This window comes from Shimia sp. MIT1388, from assembly GCF_047124445.1.
Taxonomy (GTDB): domain Bacteria; phylum Pseudomonadota; class Alphaproteobacteria; order Rhodobacterales; family Rhodobacteraceae; genus Shimia.
Map to the genome: position 1 here is coordinate 1,897,305 of NZ_CP138921.1, position 21,460 is coordinate 1,918,764.

A 21,460-nucleotide genomic window follows, 5' to 3' on the forward strand; every position below is an offset into this window, starting at 1 on the left:
TGGGGCGCTTCTGTGCATCATTTGCGAGGTCTTACTGGCGTTCGTATTCCGGGACAAAGGCGGCGAGCACCTTGGACTTGTCATCGTCGTCATACTCAAACAGCCGATCATAGGTCGCGCCTTTGTCGGCAAAGTAGTCCATCAACTTGCGCGGATAGTAGGACTGCGGCGCATCCTCAAATCCCGGCAGGGTCTTCAACAGCGCAGAGGTGGATTTTGCACATTGCGCCTCCGTCACCGGACCCAGCGACTCTGCGCCGCGCAGGGCCATCTCTGCAACCTGCGAGCTCACGTCGATGGACTGCACCACCACATGGTAGGTCTCGCGCGCATGAAAGCGGGTGTACTGATCCACCATGTAGGGGGTCATGCCGTAAACCACATCGTTTTTGGCAACGATGGCGCCCTCTTTGCGGAAGGAGCCAGCCGGGTCAAACGCCACGCGCTGGCTGCCGTTGATCATCAACGACGTGTGCGCGCCGGAGCCGCTCTCGTTGGAGATCATGGTGTAAAGCGTCAGTTGCTTGGCGCCGTCATGCACATAACGCGCGGCCTCTACAGCGGCGTCCGGCGAATTGCTGGACGCCGGATTGCGCACGGAACAAGCCGACACAGAAGCGACCAGCGCCACAAGCGCCAAACCACGTACCAAAACATTCATACTGGAGAACCCCGGCGAAACGCGATCAGCTGTTAAACAGCGCCAGGAAAATCAAAACGGCAATCGCGGCAACCGACACGTAGGTGGACCATTTGATAAAGCCTGCAAATGCTTTTTCCTGTGCGTCGATGTTCATCGAGCCGTGCTTGTGTTCTGCCATCTGGGTAATCCTTCCTGTTGCTAGAGCGCTGGATAGCTGATTCATCTGGCCCTGTCACCCACTCAGGTGTCGCAGGGTAGTGCATTGCGTTTAGGCGCTGTCTTTCTTGAGCCCCTCGGCCAAACGGAAGCCAATCCGGGAGGGGGCCGCGCCAGACTCTTTCTGTTTGGGCAAGGCTCGCAGCATCACGTTGAGTTGGCTGACGTGCTGCACCAATTGGGTTTTGATGCCGCTGCTGTCGGTGCCATAAAAAGTCACGATGTCGGGATCAAAGAAGCCCATGCCCTCGATGCGCAGCACCCCCGCTTCGCCGCCCACAAAGCCCATCGCGACCTCGTGCTCGTTATCCAGCTGCTTTTCGAAGTTCTGGATGTAGAGGATCAGGCGTTCGTACGCCCATTCCGCCGCGCTTTTCTGCTTCACCGGCTGTTTGGCGATGTCCTCGGGCACCGCAACGGTTTCCGCGTCGGGGTCAGAATGCACCTCGTACAAGCGCGGCAAAGCCTCCGCTTCGATGGCTTCCGCGGTGGTTTTGATCTCGTCAGTCATGGGGGTTCGCGCCTGTCAGTCTATTCGTTGCCACAGATACGCGCCGTCTTCGCGCGTTGTGCGGCTTGCTGCGCCAACTTGGTAAAGATGGTTGAGATGTGCAAGGGCTTCGACCAAAGCAAGGCCGTAAGCACCGCCGTCAATCTGGCGTTTGAACAACGGCAGGAAGCACTCTGCGGCGGTTTGTGGCGTATCAAGATGCTCCAGCAGGCGCTTGAGCGCACCGTGGTGGTTTTCGATCAGTTGCTTCATCCGCAAGGGCGCACCGGTGAAGGGCAGCTTGTGCCCGCCGAGGATCAACTGATCGTCACGCGCGTATTGCTTGAGCCGTTCGCAGGCTTCGAGCCAGTCCGCCACAGGGTCAGCTTCGGGCTCGGTGGCATAAACGCCAATGTTGGAGCTGATCGACGGCAGAATTTGATCGCCCGACAGCACGAGATTGTCATCCTGAGACCAGAAAGTGGCGTGCTCCGGCGCGTGGCCGTTGCCAATATGCACAGTCCATTTGCGACCGCCCATCTCGATCACATCATCCTGTTTGATGCGTTTGAAGCCCAGAGGCATCGGCGCGACGACGTCGGCAAAGTTGAACGGGCGTTCGCTGGCACGTTGGTTGTAAATCTCTTCGTCCATGCCGCAGGCGCGATAGAAATCCAGCGTTTCCTGGCGTGGCACTGCCTGTTCGTCTAGTTGCAACATCCGCGCAAAGAGCCAAGCCGTGCGGGTGGTCCAGAGGCTGGTGCCGTGCTCTGTTTGGAACCAACCGGCAAGCCCCACATGATCCGGATGGTGGTGGGTGACCACCACGCGTGAAATCGGTTTGCCACCCAGAGGACCCGCCATCAGGGTTTCCCAGATGGCGCGGCCACGTTTGCTGTCAAAACCCGTGTCGACAATGGTCCAGCTATCGCCTTCGTCCAGCGCGTAGACGTTGACGTGGTCGAGTTTCATCGGCAGCGGCAGGCGCATCCAGAGGACGCCTTTGGCCACTTCGATGGCCTCGCCCTCCGCCGGAGGGGTGTCCCATGGATAGCGAATGCCTGCCGCGCCGTCTTTCATCAGGCTGCGCCCAGATCTTCTGGCGTGATCGCGTAGAGATCGTCTGCGCCCTGCATCGCGTGTACCAGCACACCGGCGTGTTCCGGCAGCAGGCGCTGCATGTAAAAACGGGCCAGACGCGTGCGTGGGCCGTCGCCGCCTTCGGCAATGGCGGCGCGCAGGTGGAAGTAGCCGCCCAACACGCGGGCAAAGCCGCGCAGGAAGGGCACAGAGCCGGCAAAGCGGTCGTTCATATTGCCTTGTGCGACCATCCATTCGGTGGCTTCACGCAGGGTTTCGGTGGCCTGCCACAGCGGCTCTGCTAGGTCGGACATGCTTTCGCGGACTTTTTCGGCGCAATCTTCGATTTCATCAAGCAGCGCATAGGCGGCGTCGCCCCCGTCCATCAGCTTGCGGGCCACGAGGTCCATGGATTGGATGCCATTGGTGCCCTCATAGATCGCGGTGACACGCACATCGCGGGAGAATTGTGCGGCGCCGGTTTCCTCGATGAAGCCCATGCCGCCGTGCACTTGAACGCCATCTTCAGAAACTTTGATGCCCACATCGGTGCCAAAGGCTTTGGCAATCGGGGTCAAGAAGGCGGCGCGGGCTTTCCACTCTTTGTCACCGGTGGCGGTGCCCATGTCGATCGCCACAGCGCAGGCCATTTCGATGGCGCGCGCAGCAAAGATGTCGGCTTTCATACCAGCCAGCATGCGGCGCACATCGGCGTGATCCACAATGGTGCCGCCGCCCTCAACCGGGGTGCGGCCTTGTTTGCGCTCCAGAGCATAGTCCAGCGCCATCTGATAGGCACCTTCCGCGGCGCCAACACCTTGACCGCCAACACCGAGACGGGCGTTGTTCATCATGGTGAACATGCATTTCATGCCGTCATGCGCATCACCCACAAGCCAACCTTTGGCGCCATCAAATTGCATGACTGCAGTTGGGGAGCCGTGCAGACCCATTTTGTGCTCCAGGCTCACCACACCCAGGGTGTTGGCAACGCCAGGGTTGCCGTTTTCATCCGGAATGTACTTGGGCACGATGAAGAGGCTGATGCCTTTGGTGCCAGGCACGCCGTCGGGCAGACGGGCCAGGACCAGGTGGCAGACGTTTCCGGTGAAGTCGTTGTCGCCCCAGCTGATGAAGATCTTCTGACCGGAGACGGCGTAGGACCCATCATCATTTGGCTCGGCTTTGGAGCGCAATGCGCCCACGTCGGACCCTGCGGCAGGCTCGGTCAGGTTCATGGTGCCAGCCCACTCGCCGGTGATGAGCTTTTCCAGATAGGTGGCTTTGATCTGCTCAGAGGCGTGGTGCTCCAGCGCTTCGATCTGGCCCTGGGTCATCAGCGGGTTGAGTTGCAGCGATAGGCAGCCTGCGGCCATCATCTCGTTCACCGCGGTGGTGATGGTGTGCGGCAGCCCCATGCCGCCGTATTCCGGCGAGGCGGAGGTGGAAATCCAGCCGCCTTCGGCGATGGCTTTATAGGCGTCAGCAAAACCGGGAGAGGTGCGCACCACACCGTTTTCCAGAACCGCCGGGGTCAGGTCACCGTTGCGGTTTACAGGTGCCATGACCTCCTCGACCATTTTGCCCGCTTCCAGCAGGATCGCCTCGGTGGTGTCGCGGTCCGCATCGGCAAAGCGCTCAGTGGAGGTGACTTTTGCAAAATCCACCACGTGGTCAAAAAGGAACTGAATATCGGTTACTGGGGCGCGAAAGGGCATCGGTCTCTCCGGCAGGCTTGGCTTTAAGTGCTGCTGCTTGTATGCAGCTTTGGGCCTTACGATAAGGGCCTTGTTGAACCGATCACAGTAAAACGCAGCGTCACAGGAGCGCCCCGTGGACACAGAAACCCTCTCCCCCGACGCCACTGGCTTTGCACGTGCAGCATCGGTTTTGCAGGGTGGCGGATTGGTGTCTTTCCCAACGGAAACCGTATATGGGCTTGGCGCAGACGCGCGTCAGGACAAAGCTGTGGCGCGGATTTTTGAGGCCAAAAACCGCCCGACTTTCAATCCGTTGATAGTGCATGTGGCGGATGTAGCTGCGACAAAACGCTACGTGCATTGGAATGACATGGCGAACCGGTTGGCGGCGGCTTTCTGGCCCGGGCCACTCACCCTTGTGCTGCCACTGCGAGATGATTCTGGACTGTCGCCGTTGGTAACAGCCAGCCTGCCAACCCTGGCAATCCGCGTGCCGGAGCACCCGGTGGCGCAGGCCTTGCTCAGCGAATTTGACGGGCCAGTCGCCGCGCCGTCAGCCAATCCATCCGGCAAAATCAGCCCCACCCGCGCGCAGCATGTGATCAACGGGTTGTCCGGTCGGATCGAGGCTGTGGTGGACGGTGGCGACTGTGGGGTCGGCGTAGAAAGCACCATTCTGGGCCTGTTTGACGAACCCACTTTGTTGCGCCCAGGAGGCCTACCACAGGAGGCCATCGAAGCGGCTTTGGGTCGTCCGGTTGTGATCCGCTCGGAAGCGGATCCGCTGACGGCCCCCGGCCAAATGCTGTCCCACTATGCGCCGGGCGCGTCCGTGCGCTTGAACGTTGTCGAGATTGCAGAAGGCGAACGCCTGCTGGGGTTTGGCAAAGTTGACGGCGCAACTTTGAACCTCAGCGCGGCGGGCGATTTGACCGAAGCGGCAGCAAACCTGTTCCATCACCTGCACGCGCTGGATGCCGATGGCGATACTCCGATTGCCGTGTCGCCTATTCCAGAGCACGGACTTGGGCGGGCTATTAATGACCGGCTGCGCCGCGCGGCTGCGCCCCGAGATACATAAGTAAAAAAGGACTTACGCGTGTCCCGCCGCGGAGCTGAGCGTCAAGGGGTCCACCCCAATGCTTTTTAGCGCCTCGGCCCATTTGTCCGAATTCTTGGTGTCAAAGACAATCTGATCGGTGGCATCCGCAATCAGCCAGCCGTTGTCGCTGATCTCGTTTTCCAGTTGCCCCGGCCCCCAACCGCTATAGCCCAGCAAAGTGAGCGCTTTATGCGGCCCCAAGTCCTGCGCCATGTCGTCGAGAATGTCTTGCGTTGTGGTTAGGGCAAAAGTCGCGCCAACTTCTAGATTTGACAGGTCGGATTTGTATTCAGGCGAATGCAGTACAAAGCCGCGCCCGGTCTCCACTGGGCCGCCAAAGTGCAGTGACGAAGCCGACTCAGGGGATTTGGGTTTGATCGAGAGCTGCTCAAACAGGTCCGAGAGTTTCACGCCGTCAATTGCCTTGTTCACGATCAACCCCATGGCGCCATCCGAAGAATGGGCACAAAGGAACACCACCGAATGGGCAAAGCGCGGGTCACTCATGCCAGGCATGGCGATGAGCAGCTGTCCGGTTAAATCCATTTGCGTGTCAGTGTCTTGTGTCGTGTCCAAGGGGACCTCATACGTTGAATGTCGACGTCTTCTTTCAACATGTGTTTCCCAGAGGTTAGACGCAAGAGGTAAGCAAACTGTTTCAATCGCTCGCGGTTTTCTGATCGGATTGTGAGTTGGATTTTAACGCGGTTTGGCCCATGTGTGGGTCATGAAGACACGTTCCCTCCTCCCTTCGCTGGCGCTTGCGGCGCTGATGGCCCCTGCCCTTTTGCCTGCGGCGGCCTCTGCGCAGTCCTTTGATCAGGTGGTGCAGGCCGAGGTTTTGCCTGGCTGGCGCGATGCGGAGGGCAACCATATGGCGGCGGTGAAGATCACCCTGAATCCCGGCTGGAAAACCTATTGGCGCGCGCCGGGGGATGCAGGCATCCCACCGCAGATCACCTGGCACGGGTCGCGCAATATGGGCAGCGTGGCGCTGGAGTGGCCCACGCCGGAAGTGTTCAACCAAAACGGCATGCGCTCGATTGGCTACAGTGATGAACTTGTGTTGCCGGTGCGGGTTGCGCCAAAAGATGCGGCCAAGCCCGTGCGGTTGAAGGCCACGCTGGATATCGGCGTGTGCCGCGACATCTGTGTACCGCAACGCTTGAAAGTGAAAGCAGAGCTGCCGCCCAGTGGCGCGCGGGATGCAGAGATCACGGCGGCGCTGGTGGATCAGCCGTTGACGGCACGCGAGGCAGGTGTGGGCAAGGTGACCTGCAAACTGTCACCGACCTCAAACGGCGTGGCCCTAAAAGCCACCATCCACATGCCCAGCGCGGGCGGCGCTGAAGTGGCGGTAGTGGAAACCGCCGATCCGCATGTTTGGGTGGCGGAGGGCACCACCAAACGCCAAGGCGGCACATTGGTGACCGAAACTGAGATGATGCATGTGGACGCCAGTTCCTTCATGGTGAACCGCGCCGATCTGAGGTTCACCGTGCTGGGTGCCAACCATGCCGTGGATATTATCGGCTGCTCAGGCTGAGGCTGCCTTGCGCCAAGCGCGCAGCAGCATCCAAGCCACGCCCACCAGATACCCGCCGAACGAAATCAACCATGCCCCGACGAGGAACAACAACAGCGCTGGGAAAGTGCTGTTGAAGGTTTCCGTGGGCAGACCGGTTTGCGCCAGAAGCGGATGAAGCTCACCGTTCAGCAACACCCAGCCAAAAGTTGCCACCAGCCAAGCGGCGATTACTGTCGTGCATAAAAACACGCCTGCGCGGATGCCTTTGGCACGGGGGGCGCGGCGCAGGGCCTGCATCTGGCGGGTAAAATCATATTGGATCGCGACTAAGGCCGGCACCACCAGAAGCACCAGGAACATGCCAAAGCCTAGCCCGTAGACCAGCGTGATCACGGTGGGTTTCAGGAACTGCGCCTGTGCACTGCGCTCAAACAGAAGAGGCGCAAGGCCCAAAACGGTGGTGGCGGTGGTGAGGAAAACCGGGCGCAAACGGTCGGCAGCGCCGTCGATGATCGAGGGGATCACTCCACGGTCTTTGGCGTAGTCGTCAATGGTGGTGATCAGGACGATGCTGTCGTTGATGATGATACCAGTCATGCCCAACAGGCCGACAACGGTGAACATCGACAGCGGCACATCATGCCACCAATGGCCGTAGATGGTCCCGACCAAGCCAAAGGGGATGATCGCCATGACCACCATGGGGCGGGTCCAGCTGGAGAACACCCAAGCCAGCACCAGATAGATGCCAGCCAGACAAAGGATCAGGCCAGAGCGGGCGTCATTGAGGAACTCGTCTTCCTGCTCCGCCAAGCCAGCCAACCGCCATTCCACCTGCTTTTCGCTGGCGATGGTTGGCAGGATATCGGTTCGCAGCTGTTCCAAAATGGCTTCGGCGCGGGCTGGATCGTCCTCGGATATATCGCCGGTCACGGAAATCAGCCGCACGCCGTTTTCGCGGCGCACGGTGGAGAAGCCGGTGCGGCTTTGCACGGTCACAACATCCGCGAGCGGCACGTAGGCGCCATTGGGCGTACGCATCAGGCTGCCTTCAAGGAAGTCGGCCGTGAGTTCGCCTTCGGGCAACTCAATGCGGATGGCGGCGCTGCGCGGGCCGTCGGGATAGGTGGCGGCTTCGATGCCGTTGAGACGATGGCGCAGCACGCGGCCCAGCGCGTCAATGGAGAAGCCCAAAGCGCGGCCTTGTGGTGTCAGCTCGAGGATCAGCTCCTCTTTGTCGTAGCTAAGGTTGTCCTCCACGGCGGAGACCTCGCCAAACTCTTCCAGCGCGGTTTTTAAGGCCTCGCTGGCGGATTTGAGGGTTTCGCTGTCCGCGCCGTAGAATTGCACATCAAGCGCATCACCGCCGGGGCCAGAGCGCCAGCCTCGGAAGCTCACGGTTTCCACCAAGGGGTGGCGCGCGACGCGATCTTGCAGCTCTCCGACAAAGGCAAAGCTGGAATAGGGGCGCAGGTCGGCGTCAATGAGTTCGATGGCAATGCCACCCAAGAGGTCTGGGTCCAGGCTTTCCGAGCCGGGCAGCGAGCGGCCGGAGTTGCCGCCGATTTCGGCGATCACATAGTCCAGTGGATTGCGGCCGTAGCGCTCTTCGTATTCTTTGCCAAGCTCTTCAGTGGCGCGCTGCATCTCCTTCATCATCGCAAGGCTGTCGGCGCGGGTGGCGCTTGGCAGCATGGCGAAGTTGCCGGTCACCGAGCCGCGTTCCGGTGCGTTGAAGAAACGCCACTTTACATCGCCGCCAATGAACAAGGCGGCTTGCGTGGCGAGAGCCACTACGGCAACCGCCAGCACAGGGTAGCGTGCCCAGATCACAAAGCGCATGAAGGGGCGGAACAAAGTCTCGCGCACCCAGCGGAAGCCGCGGTTCACCACGCGGGAGGGCACGTCGTACCAATGCTCCTTCGCGGAGTTCTTGATCGCATGGGCCATGTGGTGCGGCAGGATCAGGAAGCATTCCACCAGCGAGGCCATAAGCACCACGATCACCGTAAAGGGGATGTCGGCAATCAGGTCGCCAAACCGCCCACCAATGGCGGTCAGGCCAAAGAAAGCGATCACGGTGGTGATGGTGGAGGAGAACACCGGCAGAGACATGCGCTTGGCGGCGTTTTCGGCGGCAACAAAGGGCGGCTCATTCAGCCGGCGCGCGCGGGCGTCGGCGTGTTCGCCCACCACAATCGCGTCATCCACTACGATGCCCAACGTGATGATCAGGCCAAAAAGCGAGATCATATTGATCGTGAGTCCGGCGGCGTACATCAAAGCCACAGCGGCGAACATCGCCGTTGGAATGCCTGCGGCCACCCAGAAAGCGGTGCGGGCATTCAAAAACAGGAACAGCAGCACAATCACCAGCGCCAGTCCCATCAAGCCATTGTCGATCAGCAGGTTGAGACGGCCGGTGATGGCCTCTGCGCGGGTGCGGATAAGTTCGAGTTTCACTCCCTGGGGTAAGGTGGCCTGCATCTCGGCAGCGACCTCTTCCACGGCCCGTTGCATGGCAATCGCGTCACCCGCATCGGTCCGATCCACGCGGATCGACATGGCCGGATCGTCGCCGACAAAATAGGTGCGGTTGCGGTCGACGCCCTCAACGCGCACGGTGGCGACATCATCCACGGTTAGCTTGGTGCCGTCAGAGTTGGAGCGCAGGACAATGCCTGCAATTTCATCGGGTGCACGTTTCTCGACCCCTGTGCGCACCCGGGCAAAAGCACCGGTCACGTCGCCGGCCGGGTCGGCATTGACCTCTTGCGCCACGGCCTGTGCAATTTGCTCCATCGAAATATCGTGGGTGATCAGATCCACTGAAGACACTTCGACAATGGTCTGCCGTTCAGCCAAGCCGCGGATGGTGGTGCGGGTCACGCCTTCGGCATACAGCCGCGTGACAAACTCGTCGGCAAAGCGGGCGATCTGGTCAATGTCCACAGGGCCGGTGATGACCACATCCGTTACGCGATCACGCCATGCGCCGCGCCGGACCGTGGGGTCTTCGGCCTCTTCCGGTAAGGTGTTGACGGCATCCACGGCCACCTGCACATCGTCAGTGGCGCGGGCCATGTCCCAGCCGGGTTCAAAGTCGAGCGTGATGCGGGCGTTGCCTTCGGTGGAGCGCGAGGCGGTGCTTTCTACGCCCTCGACAGCAAGCAGCGCGGGCTCCATGACCTGCACAATTGCAGCGTCCACGTCTTCGGCCCCTGCCCCCTCCCACGCGATGGACACGGTGACGTTGTCGACAATCACATCCGGAAAGAACTGTGCCCGCATGCGGGGCATGGCGGCGATGCCTGCCAATATCAGAACCACCAGAAGCAGGTTGGCGGCGGTGGCGTGGCGGGTGAAGTAGCTGAGAATGCCGCTGGCGCGGTCGCCGATCTCCCGCATGGCTTAGCCTCCCATACGGCTGCGCAGGCGTTCCACCATACGCGCGGGCACTTCCGGCTGGCTGAGCGCTTGCAACATGCGTTTTTTGGCGTCTGATGGGATGCGCCCGTTGGCCTCGATTGCGGCAACAAACTTGGCACGTTCCTCGTCACTCAGCGCGACCATGGCCGGGGCGTCGGGGATTTTCTCTTCGCCGGTCAGCGGCTTCACCGCGATGCCCTCACCCAAAAGCGGCGTGCGGCGGGAAACTACCTGTTGTCCTGCCAAGCCACGTCCGCGCACCAGAACGTCATCGCCTTGGCGGCGCACAAGCCGGACTTTCTGAGTGGTCAGGCGGTTGCCTTCGCCCACAACCAACACCTCGTGGGCGGCGTTGATCGCGGTTGCGGGCAGACGCACAACGTCTTCCAGCTCGGGTTCACGCACGCGCACGGTAACAAAATCGCCGGGCTTCAGGCCACGCGGACCATCAAGACGGGCATAGAGCACGCGCCCGGTTTGGCCTTCGCCCACGGCGGCGGCGTCTCGGGTGATCACGCCGGTGGCGGTCAGGTCCGCACCCAGCACGTCCATGGCCACTTTCACCTCGGCGCGGTGCAGGTTGTTGGCATCATCCAACAGGCGGGCATACTGCGTAGTGGACACGCGGAAGGCCACCTCCAACGCTTCGGCGTCAATCAAAGTGGCAAGGCGTTCGTTCATAGAGACCAAGCCGCCCTGCACAATATTCACCTCGGACAATGTGCCGGAGAAGTCTGCGGTGATAACGGTGTCATCCAGATCTTTCTGCGCTTCTGCCAGCAGGATTTTGGTGCGGTCCAAGCGGGTTTTGGCCTGATCCACACGGGCCTCGGCCTGTGCCAAAGCGCGGCGGTTGGACAAGACAGACTGACGCGCGGCGGCTTGTGCCAGCTCGGCGACTTCGACAGCTGCTGCGGTGCCCACGCCACGCTCTTGCAGGTCTATCTGGCGATCAAAAGCCTTTTGGCGCAATCCCAGCTGCGCCTCGGCGGATTTCAGTTCGTCCTGCGCCAGGATCAGCGTGCGGTCGGCATCGCGCTGTTCCGCTTCTGCGTCCAGCAGGTCGGCGGCGATACGATCCAACGCATAACGAGCCTTGGTGGGGTCAATCTTGGCCAGCACTTCGCCCGCAGAGACATTGGCACCGTCTTCAAAATTCTCAGACAGGAAGATCACGGTGCCCGCGGCGGCGGCGCGGACTTCCAAAGAGCGGCGGCTTTGCACCTCGCCAAATGCCACCAGTTCCGGCGTTTCCGCGCCGGGTTGGGCGGTTTTCACGTTCACCGTAAAGACCCGTTCGCGCGCGGGCGGACCTTTGCTGTCCTGCGCCATGCGCTCTTCCACCGCGTTGAACACAAGGCTGCCCGCATAGAGGATCAAAGCCACGGTGGCGGAGAGCAAAAACAGCCCCGTCAGACTTTGCCGCAAAAATCTCATCTGCCTCGCCTCCCAGCGTCGGTGGTCTCGTCCATGATGCGCCTGCCCAGACCAAAAGCCAAGGCACGCATAGGTGATACGGACGGGTGCAAACGTTCCGTCACATTTTTTGTCAAAAAGTTTGGCAGATGCGCGGGGTTACTTTGAGCGCTTCAGGTGCTCGTCCAGCCGTGGCATGATTTCCACAAAGTTGCAGGGCATGTGGCGGTAGTCGAGCTGGTACTTCAGGATTTCGTCCCAGGCGTCTTTGCAGGCGCCGGGGCTGCCAGGCAGCGCAAAGAGATAGGTGCCGTTAGACACGCCGCCTGTGGCACGAGACTGCACGGCGGAGGTGCCGATTTTCTGCATCGAGACCATGGTGAAGACGGTGCCAAAGGCCTCGATCTCTTTCTCATAAACGTCGCGGTGCGCCTCGACTGTCACGTCACGCCCAGTGAGGCCGGTGCCGCCCGTAGAGATGATCACATCGATGGCCTCATCGGCGCACCAGGTGCGCAGTTGGTCTGCAATCTCGGCACGTTCGTCTTTGATGATGGCGCGGTCGGCCAAAACATGCCCCGCCTCTTCCAGCCGGGCCACCAGAGTGTCCCCGGAGCGATCCTGGCTGAGATCGCGGCTGTCGCTTACCGTCAGGATGGCGATCTTCACAGGGATGAAGGTTTTGCTTTCGTCGATGCGGCCCATGGCGGTCTCCTAGGCGGATGGGGCGATGTCAAACCACGTGCCGGTCGGGCCGAGGTTCACAACTTTGGACGGGCCAACCTGAGACGACTGACCCCAACAATCGTGGATATGACCACATAGGACTAAGGGCGGCGCAATGCGCTCTATTGCCTCAAGCACCGCTGTGGACCCTAGAGACAGGCCGGTGGAGGTCACATCAACATGGCCTTTGGGCGGCGAGTGGCTGATCAGGATGTCGGCGGTTTCGCAGGCGGCCAGCATTTTGGCGGCGGTGGGTTCGTCGAGGTCGCAGGACCAGTCTTTGAAGGGCGTGACCGGGACGGCATACCCAAGACCGAAGATTTTGAGGCCTTCGAAGGTTGTCGCCTCGCCGTGCAGGACGGTGGCGTTGCCTGGCGCGGCGGCGCGTAGTTCGTCTTCGCTTTCGTTGTTGCCCGGCACCATGACAATTGGCGTGGTGATGCCTGCGATCAAGTCTAAGGCTCCGGGCAAGTCCATGCGGTGGTTTGTGAAATCCCCCGCGGCGATGACCAGATCGGCGTCCTGGCTCATCTCAACAAGGCGGCGGGCCGCAGGGGCAGCACGGTGCAGATCGGAGAAAGCGAGGATTTTCATGTGGTCGCGTCCAGTTTGGCTTTTAGGCTGAGCAGGTCGGCCCAGGCTTCGCGCTTGAACGCCGGACGGCGCAGCAGATCCGAGGGGCTCATCATCGGCAGCACGGGCTTGTCAAAGTATGTCAGCCACTCGCCACGGGCGCGGCTGATGCCGCGTTTGCCGGTGACGCATTCCAAGGCGGCGTTGCCCATCACCACGACAAAGTCGGGCGCGACCAGTTGCACATGGCGCTCCACAAAGGGGCGCATCATGGCCAGTACGGCGGGCGGGACTTCGCCGCCCCGCTGTGCGCGCCAAGGCACAACCGGCACAACATAGACCGCATCTTTGCTCAGCGGCACGTCACGGCCCATATCCAGCGCGGCAAACATGTTGTCAAACAAGGCGCCTGCGCGGCCCATGTAGGGCTTGCCCGCGCGATCCTCGTCCCGATCAGGCGCATCGCCGAGCACCATGACCCGCGCAGCAGGATTGCCGTCGGCAAAGACCATTTTGCGCGCGCCGCGTTTGAGGGTGCAGTGCTCAAACTGCGCCAAAGCCTGCTCCAGCGCGGCCAAATCTCCTGCGGCTTTTGCGGCCTTTTCAGCCTCCGCCACCGGATCGATCTTGGGCTTGCGCACCGGCGCGACAGGCGCTTCCGGCATGGCGGCAGCGGCTTTTTTCTTGGGGTCTTCTTTGGGGACTTCGTAACGGTCCAGAGGCGCGTCCAGAATGGCTTCGGTGGCGCCGAGTTCCACATGCCATTCCAGCAAGGCGCGCGCCGTATGGTAGTCCAATGCCGATTCCATGGCCGCAGAGTAGACCGGCTGCGCGACAGACAAAAGGGCGCATCCTTTGTGATCTCCTAGACGGACGCTTGCCCCGCCCTGCGCGCCTACTTATAAGCGGCGCAATCTCGGCAAAAGGAGCAGCACATGCGCTTTGACCACAAGCATCTTTTGGGGATCGAGCCTTTGCGGCCCGAAGAGATCACCACCGTGCTGGACCTCGCGGATCAATATGTTGATCAGAACCGCCGCGCGCAGAAGCATTCCGACGCGCTGGCCGGTCTCACGCAGATCAATATGTTCTTTGAGAACTCCACCCGCACGCAGGCGAGTTTTGAGATCGCAGGCAAGCGCCTTGGCGCCGATGTGATGAACATGGCGATGCAGGCCAGTTCGATCAAAAAGGGCGAGACGCTGATTGATACGGCGATGACGCTCAACGCGATGCATCCTGATCTGCTGGTGGTACGTCATCCCCATTCCGGCGCGGTGGACCTGCTGGCGCAGAAGGTGAATTGCGCCGTACTGAACGCCGGTGACGGGCGCCATGAGCACCCGACGCAAGCATTGCTCGACGCCCTAACCATTCGCCGCGCCAAGGGCCGGTTGCACCGCCTGAACATCGCGATTTGCGGCGACATCGCGCACAGCCGCGTCGCGCGCTCCAACCTGATCCTGCTGGGCAAGATGGAAAACCGCGTGCGCCTTATTGGGCCGCCCACTCTGGTGCCGGGCAACTTCGCCGAGTTTGGCGCGGAGATCTATGAGGACATGGAAGAAGGCCTAAAGGATGTGGACGTGGTGATGATGCTGCGCCTTCAGAAAGAGCGCATGGACGGTGGATTCATCCCGTCGGAGCGCGAGTATTATCACCGCTATGGTCTGGACGCCGCCAAACTGGCCCATGCCAAGGACGATGCGATTGTGATGCACCCCGGCCCGATGAACCGCGGCGTGGAGATTGACGGCGAGATTGCCGACGACATCAACCGGTCTGTCATTCAGGAACAGGTAGAGATGGGTGTGGCCGTGCGGATGGCCGCGATGGACCTTTTGGCGCGCAACCTACGCGCCTCCCGTCAGACAGAGGTGATGGCATGAGCGAAGATCCCAAAGACCCGCGCATGTCCGGCATGGTCGCCACCGTGGCGCTGTTGGTGATGTTTGCCTTTGTTGGCCTGATGGTCTGGATCGGGGGCTAAGGCGCGTGCAGGTCTCCTCTTCAGAACACGGATTGGTGCGGTTGTTTGCGGTGGATTTGCCCGGCGAGGAGATCGAAAACTTCCGCAGCGCCAAAATCAACTCGGACGGAGAGTTGTCCGAATGGCCGTTGGAAGACGCGCTTGGCTTCACCTTTCTGGACGAAGACCACATTGAGCTCTTTCCCGTCAGCGATCTCGAAGACCTCGGATTGACCGGATACATGGTCGAAGGCCTTGGCATCGCCCAAAAGGACGTGGAAGAAGACGCCGCACGATTGGCGGCGCAAAAGGGCTGGGTGCTGGTCGTGCGATCAGCCGCTTTTGATGGCGTGGCGCAGACGTTGTCCCCCAAAGCGCCGCTGCGCTGGATCGGCACCTACAAGGAAGATGGCGCGCCGGTGCATTTTGAGCCGCTGCCCGACGCCAGCGCCAAGGGCCCAGCCCCGACAGCTGGTCAGACGCCACCTGTCCCGTCGTCCAACCCACATATGATACTTTTGCTGGCCCTCGTGGCCCTGCCCCTTGTTGCGCTCGTTCTGGGCGTGCTGTTGTTCTGGATTTTGTGATGCCTGATCTTTTGACACCCACCGCAGAGCTTTTGGACGGCGAGACCGTGCAGCAAAGCTTTCAAGGCGAGCGTAGCAGTTACGTGCGCACCAACGCCTGGATCGCCGCCGGGGCCATGGCGGCCGGCATGGGCATCCTGTGGGCCGTGGGCAATCCCTATGTGTGGACCGGCGCGGTTGGGGGCTTGGCTGCCGTTGTGGTGCGCGCGGGCTACCTGATGTCTGATGAATTGGCCGTGCGCTGGGATTTGACCAACCAACGGCTGCTTGGCCCCGGCGGCCGCGCAATTTCGCTCTCCAACATTGCCGAGTTGAACAAACTGGGCAGTTTTGTGCAGGTGGTTACCAAGAACGGCGACAAGCATCTGATCAAATATCAGGCTGATCCACAGGCAAGCATGTCCGCGATTGAGCGCGTGAAAGGTGCATAACGTCATGAACGACGATTTGTATGGCTACGAGTTGGAAGATGGGGAAAGCATCTCCTACGCCCATCCTCCAGGGCAGCTTGGAAATTATGGTGCTGTGAAACTACTTGCCTTCTACTTTGGCCTTGTTTTTCTTGTTTCGCTGGCCGCAATAAAATGGCCAGCCTTGGACGCCGTGTTTATGGCACCGCGAGCAGGCATTCCCGGGGTTATACTACTACTATTAGCTTTCACTTTGTCAGGGTTGAACTGGCGATGGCTGAAGCGATCAGAGTTAACCCCCAAGATGCGCCCAATTGTCCTAACAAATAAACGCCTTCTACTGCCAAACGGGAATGATATGGCGTTGACTTCGATGATATCTGTGCGTGTCAATTTTTCTGGCTTGCGTATAGAAGGTGACAAGCTTGCGAATGGATTGACACTCATTGGCCTGTCAAACGTTCAGAACCTCAAAACCGCCATTGAAAGACAACTAACATGAGCACGCTCTTCACAAACGCCCGTTTGATTGATCCGGCCAAGGACAGCGACGCCCTTGGGTGGGTGTTGGTGGCCGATGGCGTCATTGCAGAGGTGGGCTATGACGCCGCGCCACAGGCAGACGAGGTGGTCGATTGCGGTGGCAAATCTCTGGCGCCTGGGATTGTCGATATTGGGGTGAAGGTCTGTGAGCCAGGTGAACGCCATAAGGAAAGCTACAAAACCGCAGGCGCGGCGGCGGCGGCCGGTGGGGTCACCACCATGGTCACGCGCCCCGATACGCTCCCGGCGATCGATACGCCGGAGGTGCTGGAGTTTGTCGAGCGCCGCGCCAATGAGGCCGCACCGGTGAACGTTCTGCCGATGGCGGCGCTGACCAAAGGGCGTGAGGGCCGCGAGATGACCGAGATCGGCTTCTTGCTGGATGCCGGTGCGGTGGCTTTTACCGACTGTGACAATGTGGTCACCGATCCCAAGGTGCTGTCTCGTGCGTTGAGCTATGCGCGATCCTGTGGTGCGTTGGTGATTGCGCACCCTCAGGAGCCGGGCCTGTCCAAAGGCGCGGCGGCCACGGCGGGCAAGTTTGCCGCTCTGCGCGGCCTGCCTGCAGTGTCGCCAATGGCGGAGCGTATGGGGCTGGATCGTGACATGGCGCTGGTGGAGATGACCGGCGCAAAATATCACGCCGATCAGATCACCGCCGAACGTGCGCTGCCAGCGCTAGAACGCGCCAAGAAAAACGGGTTGGACGTAACGGCGGGCACCTCGATCCACCACCTGACGCTGAATGAGTTGGACGTGGCGGATTACCGGACGTTTTTTAAAATCAAGCCGCCGCTGCGGGCGGAAGAAGATCGCTTGGCGCTGATTGAAGCCGTGAAATCCGGGTTGATTGACACAATTTCCTCGATGCATACGCCGCAGGACGAAGAGAGCAAGCGGTTGCCGTTTGAGGAAGCTGCCTCCGGTGCGGTCGGGCTGGAAACCCTGCTGCCTGCGGCGCTGCGGCTGTATCACAACGGCGACCTGACCCTGCCGGAGCTGTTCCGCGCAATGGCGCTGAACCCGGCCAAACGTCTGGGGCTTGAGAGCGGCCGGTTGGAAGCGGGTGCGCCCGCGGATCTGGTGCTGTTTGATGCGGATGCGCCGTTTGTGCTGGACCGGTTCAAGCTGAAATCCAAATCCAAAAACACGCCGTTTGACGGCGCCCGCCTGCAGGGTAAGGTGCTGGCAACCTACGTGGCCGGTGCGGCCGTTTACCGGAGAGATTGATGCCCGTCTTGGAAACTGCGTTGCCTGCCCTGCTGCTCTGGGCGGTTGTTGGCTATGTGCTGGGGTCGATCCCGTTTGGCATGGTTTTGTCGAAGGTCATGGGGCTGGGCAATCTGCGCGAAATTGGCTCTGGCAACATTGGTGCCACTAACGTGCTGCGCACCGGCAGCAAGAAAGCGGCGGCGCTGACCCTGATCCTGGATGGCGGCAAAGGCGCGGTGGCCGTGCTGATCGCGCGGGCCATGGCTGGCGAAGATGCGGCGCAGGTGGCTGGCTTGATGGCCTTCCTGGGCCACTGCTATCCGGTGTGGTTGAAATTCAAAGGCGGCAAAGGGGTTGCGACCTTTTTGGGCCTGATGCTGGCCCTGGCGTGGCCGGTGGGTATTGCCTGCTGCTTGACTTGGCTGGCGACAGCCGCGGTCAGCCGGATTTCATCGCTTTCCGCTTTGGTAGCGGCGACCTCCAGCGCGGTCTGGATGCTGGTTCTGGGCTACGGCAGCGCGGTTGTTCTCGCGATCCTGCTAGCGGTGATTGTCTTTGCCCGCCATCATGAGAACATCGCCCGTCTGCGGACTGGCACCGAGCCGAAGATCGGTGCCAAAAAGAGCTAAGCGCGTTACTGCGGTCGCATGGTGGCGACCAGTTCCGCCACCTTCAGCCCAAATTTGCGCATCTCGGAGCGGTTCATGATCACACCACTTTCGGTCAGATAAAGCCAATCGGTGACGTTGAGTTTGTGCCCGCCGGAGTCCTCCGGCAGCACAATGGTGTAATCCATGCGGATCGTTGCGCCAGACACCTCACCGGTCGCCTCGCCGACAATGTCATCTGCTGTGGCCGTAAAGCGGTTGTCATTGCCCATGGTCAGGAACCATTTGCGGTTCTGTTGTTTGCCATTGGAGTAGGTAAACGCCTCGCTCAGCGTGCCTTTGTTGCCTTCCCATTGTCCAACCATCTTGGCGACAAAGCTGTTGGTCACACGCCCATTGGGGCCATAGATCAAACCTTCTGACAAGATCTCTCCGTTGAGATGATCCCGCAGGGAGATGGCCGGGCCGAGACCTGCATAGTCGGAAGCCGTTTGGGCGCGGAAGCTGAACAACCGCGATTTCATATAAACCAACGCGAGGGTCATCATCAGGAAAAGGGTGAACAGTTTCATGCCACTGCCTCCTTGGTGGGCAAAGTCAGCACAAGGGCCAACGCAAAAAGTTTCAACACACAGGGCACCACGGCGTAGGCAATGGTCAGCATTGTCAGCGCTTCTGGCGCGTTGCTCTGGCCCGGCTGGAACCCGGCGGCCTGCAGTAGCGGCAATACAAAGAACGCCGCCAGAGCAAGGGCCAGTTTTCCAGCAAAGGACCAAACGCCAAAGGCCAACGCTGCGTTGAGCCCTGCATTTGTGAGGGATACGGAGAAGAGCGCCGGAAGGATCACCATATCCGCGCCCAAAGCTGCGCCGGACGCCAAACAGATCACCGCAAAACCCGCCATTTGGCCGGGGGCCAGAAAGGCCGCGCCGACAAAGCTGCCGATGGCCAACGGCATGGCAATCAGGAGCGCTTGGCGCCCGCCCACTCGATTGGCCAGCCGTGTCCAGAGCGGCACGCTGAGACCCGCCGAAAGGAAAAACAACACCAGAAGCGGGCCGGCTTGGCCTGCGAGCATCAGGCGGTCCTCGACAAAAAACAGGAAGAGCGTGGAGGTGATGGCGACAGGCAAGCTATTCACCAGCGCCAACAGCAAGAGCTTGAGCGCGCCAGCTTGTGCCAGGCCTTGCAACGAGGGTTTGTCGCCTTTGATCACCGGGCGTTGCCAGATCGGATAGCTAATCACCGCAGCAATCACGGCCACGCCGCCCAGCGCCCAGCCAAAGGCGCCGTAGCCTTCACCTGCGGCGCCCAAGCTAACCAGAAGCGCTGGTAACATGGCTGCCAGGATCACGCCGGTGAGCATCCCCCCTTCGCGCCAGGCCGCCAACCGCATCAGATCCGGCGCGGTGGGCGTTTTGGCCAAAGTGGCGCTGCGCGCATAGAGCAGGATCATGCCAAGGCTGTAGGCGGAAAACAGCAAAATGAGCACGAGGGTGAGGCGCAGCATACCGCCCTGCCCTGTGATCGAAAACAACAGAGGGAAACCAAGTGCCAATCCGGCGGCTGCGCTCAAAGCAAAGAGATTTTGCGCCTTGGGGAAGCGGTCAATGGTCCAGCCGATCAAAGGATCTTGCACCAAATCGATCACCCGCAACGCCAGCAACAAGCTGCCCAGCGCCGCCAAGCCAATGCCCAGCTCAACGGAGGCAAAGCGCGGCAAATGGATATAGAGCGGGATGCCCGCCGCGGCGAGCATCAGGGCATAGAGGCTCACCCGCGGGTAGCCATACTTATGAGGTTTCGAGGAATACAAGGTCAGCCTGCGTCGCGCAACCACGCTCCGTTTGCGGCGTCACCGGTCTGCGTCAGATCCGCTGGGGCCGCAACTTGCTGCGCGCCGATCAGGTCCACAACCGCCATGGCGCTGGCTATGCCATCCTCGTGGAAGCCGTGACGGTTATACGCCCCCGCAAACCAGGTGCGGTTAAGGCCCTGCATATCGGCGATGTCCTTCTGGGCCTTGATCGCGGCCTTATCAAACACCGGATGCGCAAAAGTGACATCGTCGTAGACCAGCTCTGCCGGGATTTCAGACGTCGGGTTCAATGTGACAAACAGCGGATCGCTCTCGTCGATGTTTTGAAGCCGGTTCATCCAATAGCTCAGGCCAATCGCGCCGTTTTGGGATCGGTAGGACCAACTGGACCAGCAATCTCGTGCCTTGGGCATCACGCTATCGTCGCGGTGCAAGACCGCGCGGTTGGGCTGATAGCGGATCGCGGACAGTGCGGCGCGCTCTGCCTTGGTAGCCTCATCCCCCAAGATCGCCAAGGTCTGGTCCGAATGGCACGCAAAGATGATGTCATCAAATTCTTGCGCCTCTGCGCCTTTGACAGCCACCTGCACACCGGGTGTTCCGCGCCCGTCAAGCAAGCCGCGTGTCACGCTGATGACCGGTGCATTGGTTTGGATCGTCACGCCCCGGCGGATCATCGCGGCCTCAAGGCGGCGGACGTATTCAATGCTGCCACCATCCACGGTCCACCACTGGTGAGGTGTGCTTCCCGCCAGCAATGCATGGTTTTTGAAAAACTGTACCAGAGACTTAGCCGGGAATTGGTCAATGTCGGCAATGGGCGTGGACCAGATCGCACCACACATCGGCATCATGTAGTTGTCGCGGAACCACGTGCCGAGTTTGAGCTGATCTACCAGCTCACCAATGGTGATGTCATCGGTGTCCGCCGCTGTCTCGGCATATTTGCCAAACTTCAGAATGTCGCGGATCATGCCGTAGAACTTGGGACGCAGCAGATTGCGTTTCTGCGCGGTGATGGCTTTGAGGTTGTTGAGGCCGTATTCCAGCCAGCCGTCGTTGATCGAGGCGCCAAAGCTCATCTCGCTTTTGGCCACCGGCACGTCGAGCTCTTCAAACAGACGGGTCAGATGTGGATACGTGGCATAGTTGAAGACAATAAAACCGGTATCGACAGGCTGATCCCCGTTCTTGCCCGCAATCACCGTGCGCGCGTGCCCCCCCAGACGTGGCGCAGCTTCGATCAGGGTGACATCATGCTGTTCAGACAGATAGTATGCTGCCGACATGCCGGAAATCCCGGCACCAACGATGGCGATCTTGCGGCGGCTGCCGATGCTCTGATCAAACATGGTGGTCCTCTTTTTCTGATCGTTTGAAAGGGGATACGGCGCACCAAATTGATTGGT

Annotated in this window: 22 protein-coding genes; 8 read left to right on the forward strand and 14 right to left on the reverse strand. The window is 60.4% G+C overall.

Annotation, left to right across the window (positions count from 1 at the left end):
• Positions 1-31: 31 nt before the first annotated feature.
• From SIB92_RS09335 to SIB92_RS09355, 5 genes are all read right to left on the reverse strand, one after another.
• Positions 32-661 carry a hypothetical protein gene (locus SIB92_RS09335; protein WP_412555524.1) on the reverse strand — a complete coding sequence of 210 codons (630 nt, stop codon included), beginning with the start codon at positions 659-661 and terminating at the stop codon, positions 32-34.
• A 25-nt stretch (positions 662-686) separates the two neighbouring features.
• Complete coding sequence (locus tag SIB92_RS09340) at positions 687-821, reverse strand: aa3-type cytochrome c oxidase subunit IV (RefSeq protein ID WP_412555525.1); 135 nt, start codon at positions 819-821, stop codon at positions 687-689.
• A 90-nt stretch (positions 822-911) separates the two neighbouring features.
• Positions 912-1,370 (reverse strand): DUF6173 family protein, encoded by a 459-nt coding sequence (locus SIB92_RS09345; RefSeq protein ID WP_412555526.1) that lies wholly within the window; start codon positions 1,368-1,370, stop codon positions 912-914.
• Positions 1,371-1,385: 15 nt separating this feature from the next.
• Complete coding sequence (locus tag SIB92_RS09350) at positions 1,386-2,429, reverse strand: MBL fold metallo-hydrolase (RefSeq protein WP_412555527.1); 1,044 nt, start codon at positions 2,427-2,429, stop codon at positions 1,386-1,388.
• Positions 2,429-4,147 carry an acyl-CoA dehydrogenase gene (locus tag SIB92_RS09355; protein WP_412555528.1) on the reverse strand — a complete coding sequence of 573 codons (1,719 nt, stop codon included), beginning with the start codon at positions 4,145-4,147 and terminating at the stop codon, positions 2,429-2,431. The genes SIB92_RS09350 and SIB92_RS09355 overlap by 1 nt, the downstream gene beginning before the upstream one ends.
• Positions 4,148-4,262: 115 nt before the next feature.
• Here SIB92_RS09355 and SIB92_RS09360 point away from each other — a divergent pair, with 115 nt between their 5' ends.
• Positions 4,263-5,210 carry an L-threonylcarbamoyladenylate synthase gene (locus SIB92_RS09360; RefSeq protein WP_412555529.1) on the forward strand — a complete coding sequence of 316 codons (948 nt, stop codon included), beginning with the start codon at positions 4,263-4,265 and terminating at the stop codon, positions 5,208-5,210.
• 12 nt (positions 5,211-5,222) lie between these two features.
• Here the strand turns inward: SIB92_RS09360 and SIB92_RS09365 are convergent, their stop codons facing one another.
• On the reverse strand, positions 5,223-5,807 hold the full coding sequence (locus SIB92_RS09365; protein WP_294116488.1) for a YqgE/AlgH family protein: 585 nt from the start codon (positions 5,805-5,807) through the stop codon (positions 5,223-5,225).
• Positions 5,808-5,958: 151 nt separating this feature from the next.
• Here SIB92_RS09365 and SIB92_RS09370 point away from each other — a divergent pair, with 151 nt between their 5' ends.
• A complete protein-coding gene (locus SIB92_RS09370) occupies positions 5,959-6,777 on the forward strand; it encodes a protein-disulfide reductase DsbD domain-containing protein (protein WP_412555530.1) in 819 nt (272 codons plus the stop codon).
• Here the strand turns inward: SIB92_RS09370 and SIB92_RS09375 are convergent.
• The 5 genes from SIB92_RS09375 to SIB92_RS09395 form a co-directional block, all read right to left on the reverse strand.
• Entirely contained in the window at positions 6,769-10,167 is a 3,399-nt protein-coding gene (locus tag SIB92_RS09375) for an efflux RND transporter permease subunit (protein ID WP_412555531.1), read from the reverse strand. The two genes, SIB92_RS09370 and SIB92_RS09375, sit on opposite strands and share 9 nt — an antisense overlap.
• A 3-nt stretch (positions 10,168-10,170) precedes the next feature.
• A complete protein-coding gene (locus tag SIB92_RS09380; protein ID WP_412555532.1) occupies positions 10,171-11,625 on the reverse strand; it encodes an efflux RND transporter periplasmic adaptor subunit in 1,455 nt (484 codons plus the stop codon).
• Positions 11,626-11,763: 138 nt separating this feature from the next.
• Positions 11,764-12,309 (reverse strand): molybdenum cofactor biosynthesis protein B, encoded by a 546-nt coding sequence (moaB, locus tag SIB92_RS09385; protein WP_412555533.1) that lies wholly within the window; start codon positions 12,307-12,309, stop codon positions 11,764-11,766.
• Between the two features lie 9 nt (positions 12,310-12,318).
• Positions 12,319-12,924, reverse strand: coding sequence for a metallophosphoesterase family protein (locus SIB92_RS09390; RefSeq protein WP_412555534.1), 606 nt, complete (start codon positions 12,922-12,924; stop codon positions 12,319-12,321).
• Positions 12,921-13,745 (reverse strand): uracil-DNA glycosylase, encoded by an 825-nt coding sequence (locus SIB92_RS09395; protein WP_412555535.1) that lies wholly within the window; start codon positions 13,743-13,745, stop codon positions 12,921-12,923. Before SIB92_RS09395 ends, SIB92_RS09390 begins: the two co-directional genes overlap by 4 nt.
• 93 nt (positions 13,746-13,838) lie before the next feature.
• Here SIB92_RS09395 and SIB92_RS09400 point away from each other — a divergent pair, with 93 nt between their 5' ends.
• The 6 genes from SIB92_RS09400 (at position 13,839) to plsY (ending at position 18,253) form a co-directional block, all read left to right on the forward strand.
• Positions 13,839-14,792 (forward strand): aspartate carbamoyltransferase catalytic subunit, encoded by a 954-nt coding sequence (locus SIB92_RS09400; RefSeq protein WP_294116497.1) that lies wholly within the window; start codon positions 13,839-13,841, stop codon positions 14,790-14,792.
• Positions 14,793-14,898: 106 nt separating this feature from the next.
• Positions 14,899-15,459 (forward strand): hypothetical protein, encoded by a 561-nt coding sequence (locus SIB92_RS09405; protein ID WP_412555536.1) that lies wholly within the window; start codon positions 14,899-14,901, stop codon positions 15,457-15,459.
• The gene (locus SIB92_RS09410; RefSeq protein ID WP_412555537.1) at positions 15,459-15,890 is read left to right on the forward strand and encodes a hypothetical protein; all 432 of its coding nucleotides are present in this window, start codon (positions 15,459-15,461) and stop codon (positions 15,888-15,890) included. Before SIB92_RS09405 ends, SIB92_RS09410 begins: the two co-directional genes overlap by 1 nt.
• 4 nt (positions 15,891-15,894) lie before the next feature.
• Positions 15,895-16,371 (forward strand): hypothetical protein, encoded by a 477-nt coding sequence (locus tag SIB92_RS09415; protein ID WP_412555538.1) that lies wholly within the window; start codon positions 15,895-15,897, stop codon positions 16,369-16,371.
• The gene (gene pyrC, locus SIB92_RS09420) at positions 16,368-17,642 is read left to right on the forward strand and encodes a dihydroorotase (protein ID WP_412555539.1); all 1,275 of its coding nucleotides are present in this window, start codon (positions 16,368-16,370) and stop codon (positions 17,640-17,642) included. Before SIB92_RS09415 ends, pyrC begins: the two co-directional genes overlap by 4 nt.
• Entirely contained in the window at positions 17,642-18,253 is a 612-nt protein-coding gene (plsY, locus tag SIB92_RS09425; RefSeq protein WP_412555540.1) for a glycerol-3-phosphate 1-O-acyltransferase PlsY, read from the forward strand. The genes pyrC and plsY overlap by 1 nt, the downstream gene beginning before the upstream one ends.
• A gap of 5 nt (positions 18,254-18,258) precedes the next feature.
• Here the strand turns inward: plsY and SIB92_RS09430 are convergent, their stop codons facing one another.
• Genes SIB92_RS09430 through SIB92_RS09440 form a run of 3 tightly spaced genes read right to left on the reverse strand, consistent with a single transcriptional unit; the run spans position 18,259 to position 21,403 of the window.
• Positions 18,259-18,804: a DUF3833 domain-containing protein gene (locus SIB92_RS09430; RefSeq protein WP_412555541.1), complete on the reverse strand. Its 546-nt coding sequence runs from the start codon at positions 18,802-18,804 to the stop codon at positions 18,259-18,261.
• Positions 18,801-19,991: an MFS transporter gene (locus SIB92_RS09435; RefSeq protein ID WP_412555821.1), complete on the reverse strand. Its 1,191-nt coding sequence runs from the start codon at positions 19,989-19,991 to the stop codon at positions 18,801-18,803. The genes SIB92_RS09430 and SIB92_RS09435 overlap by 4 nt, the downstream gene beginning before the upstream one ends.
• A 59-nt stretch (positions 19,992-20,050) precedes the next feature.
• Entirely contained in the window at positions 20,051-21,403 is a 1,353-nt protein-coding gene (locus SIB92_RS09440; RefSeq protein WP_412555542.1) for an NAD(P)/FAD-dependent oxidoreductase, read from the reverse strand.
• Positions 21,404-21,460: the final 57 nt, after the last annotated feature.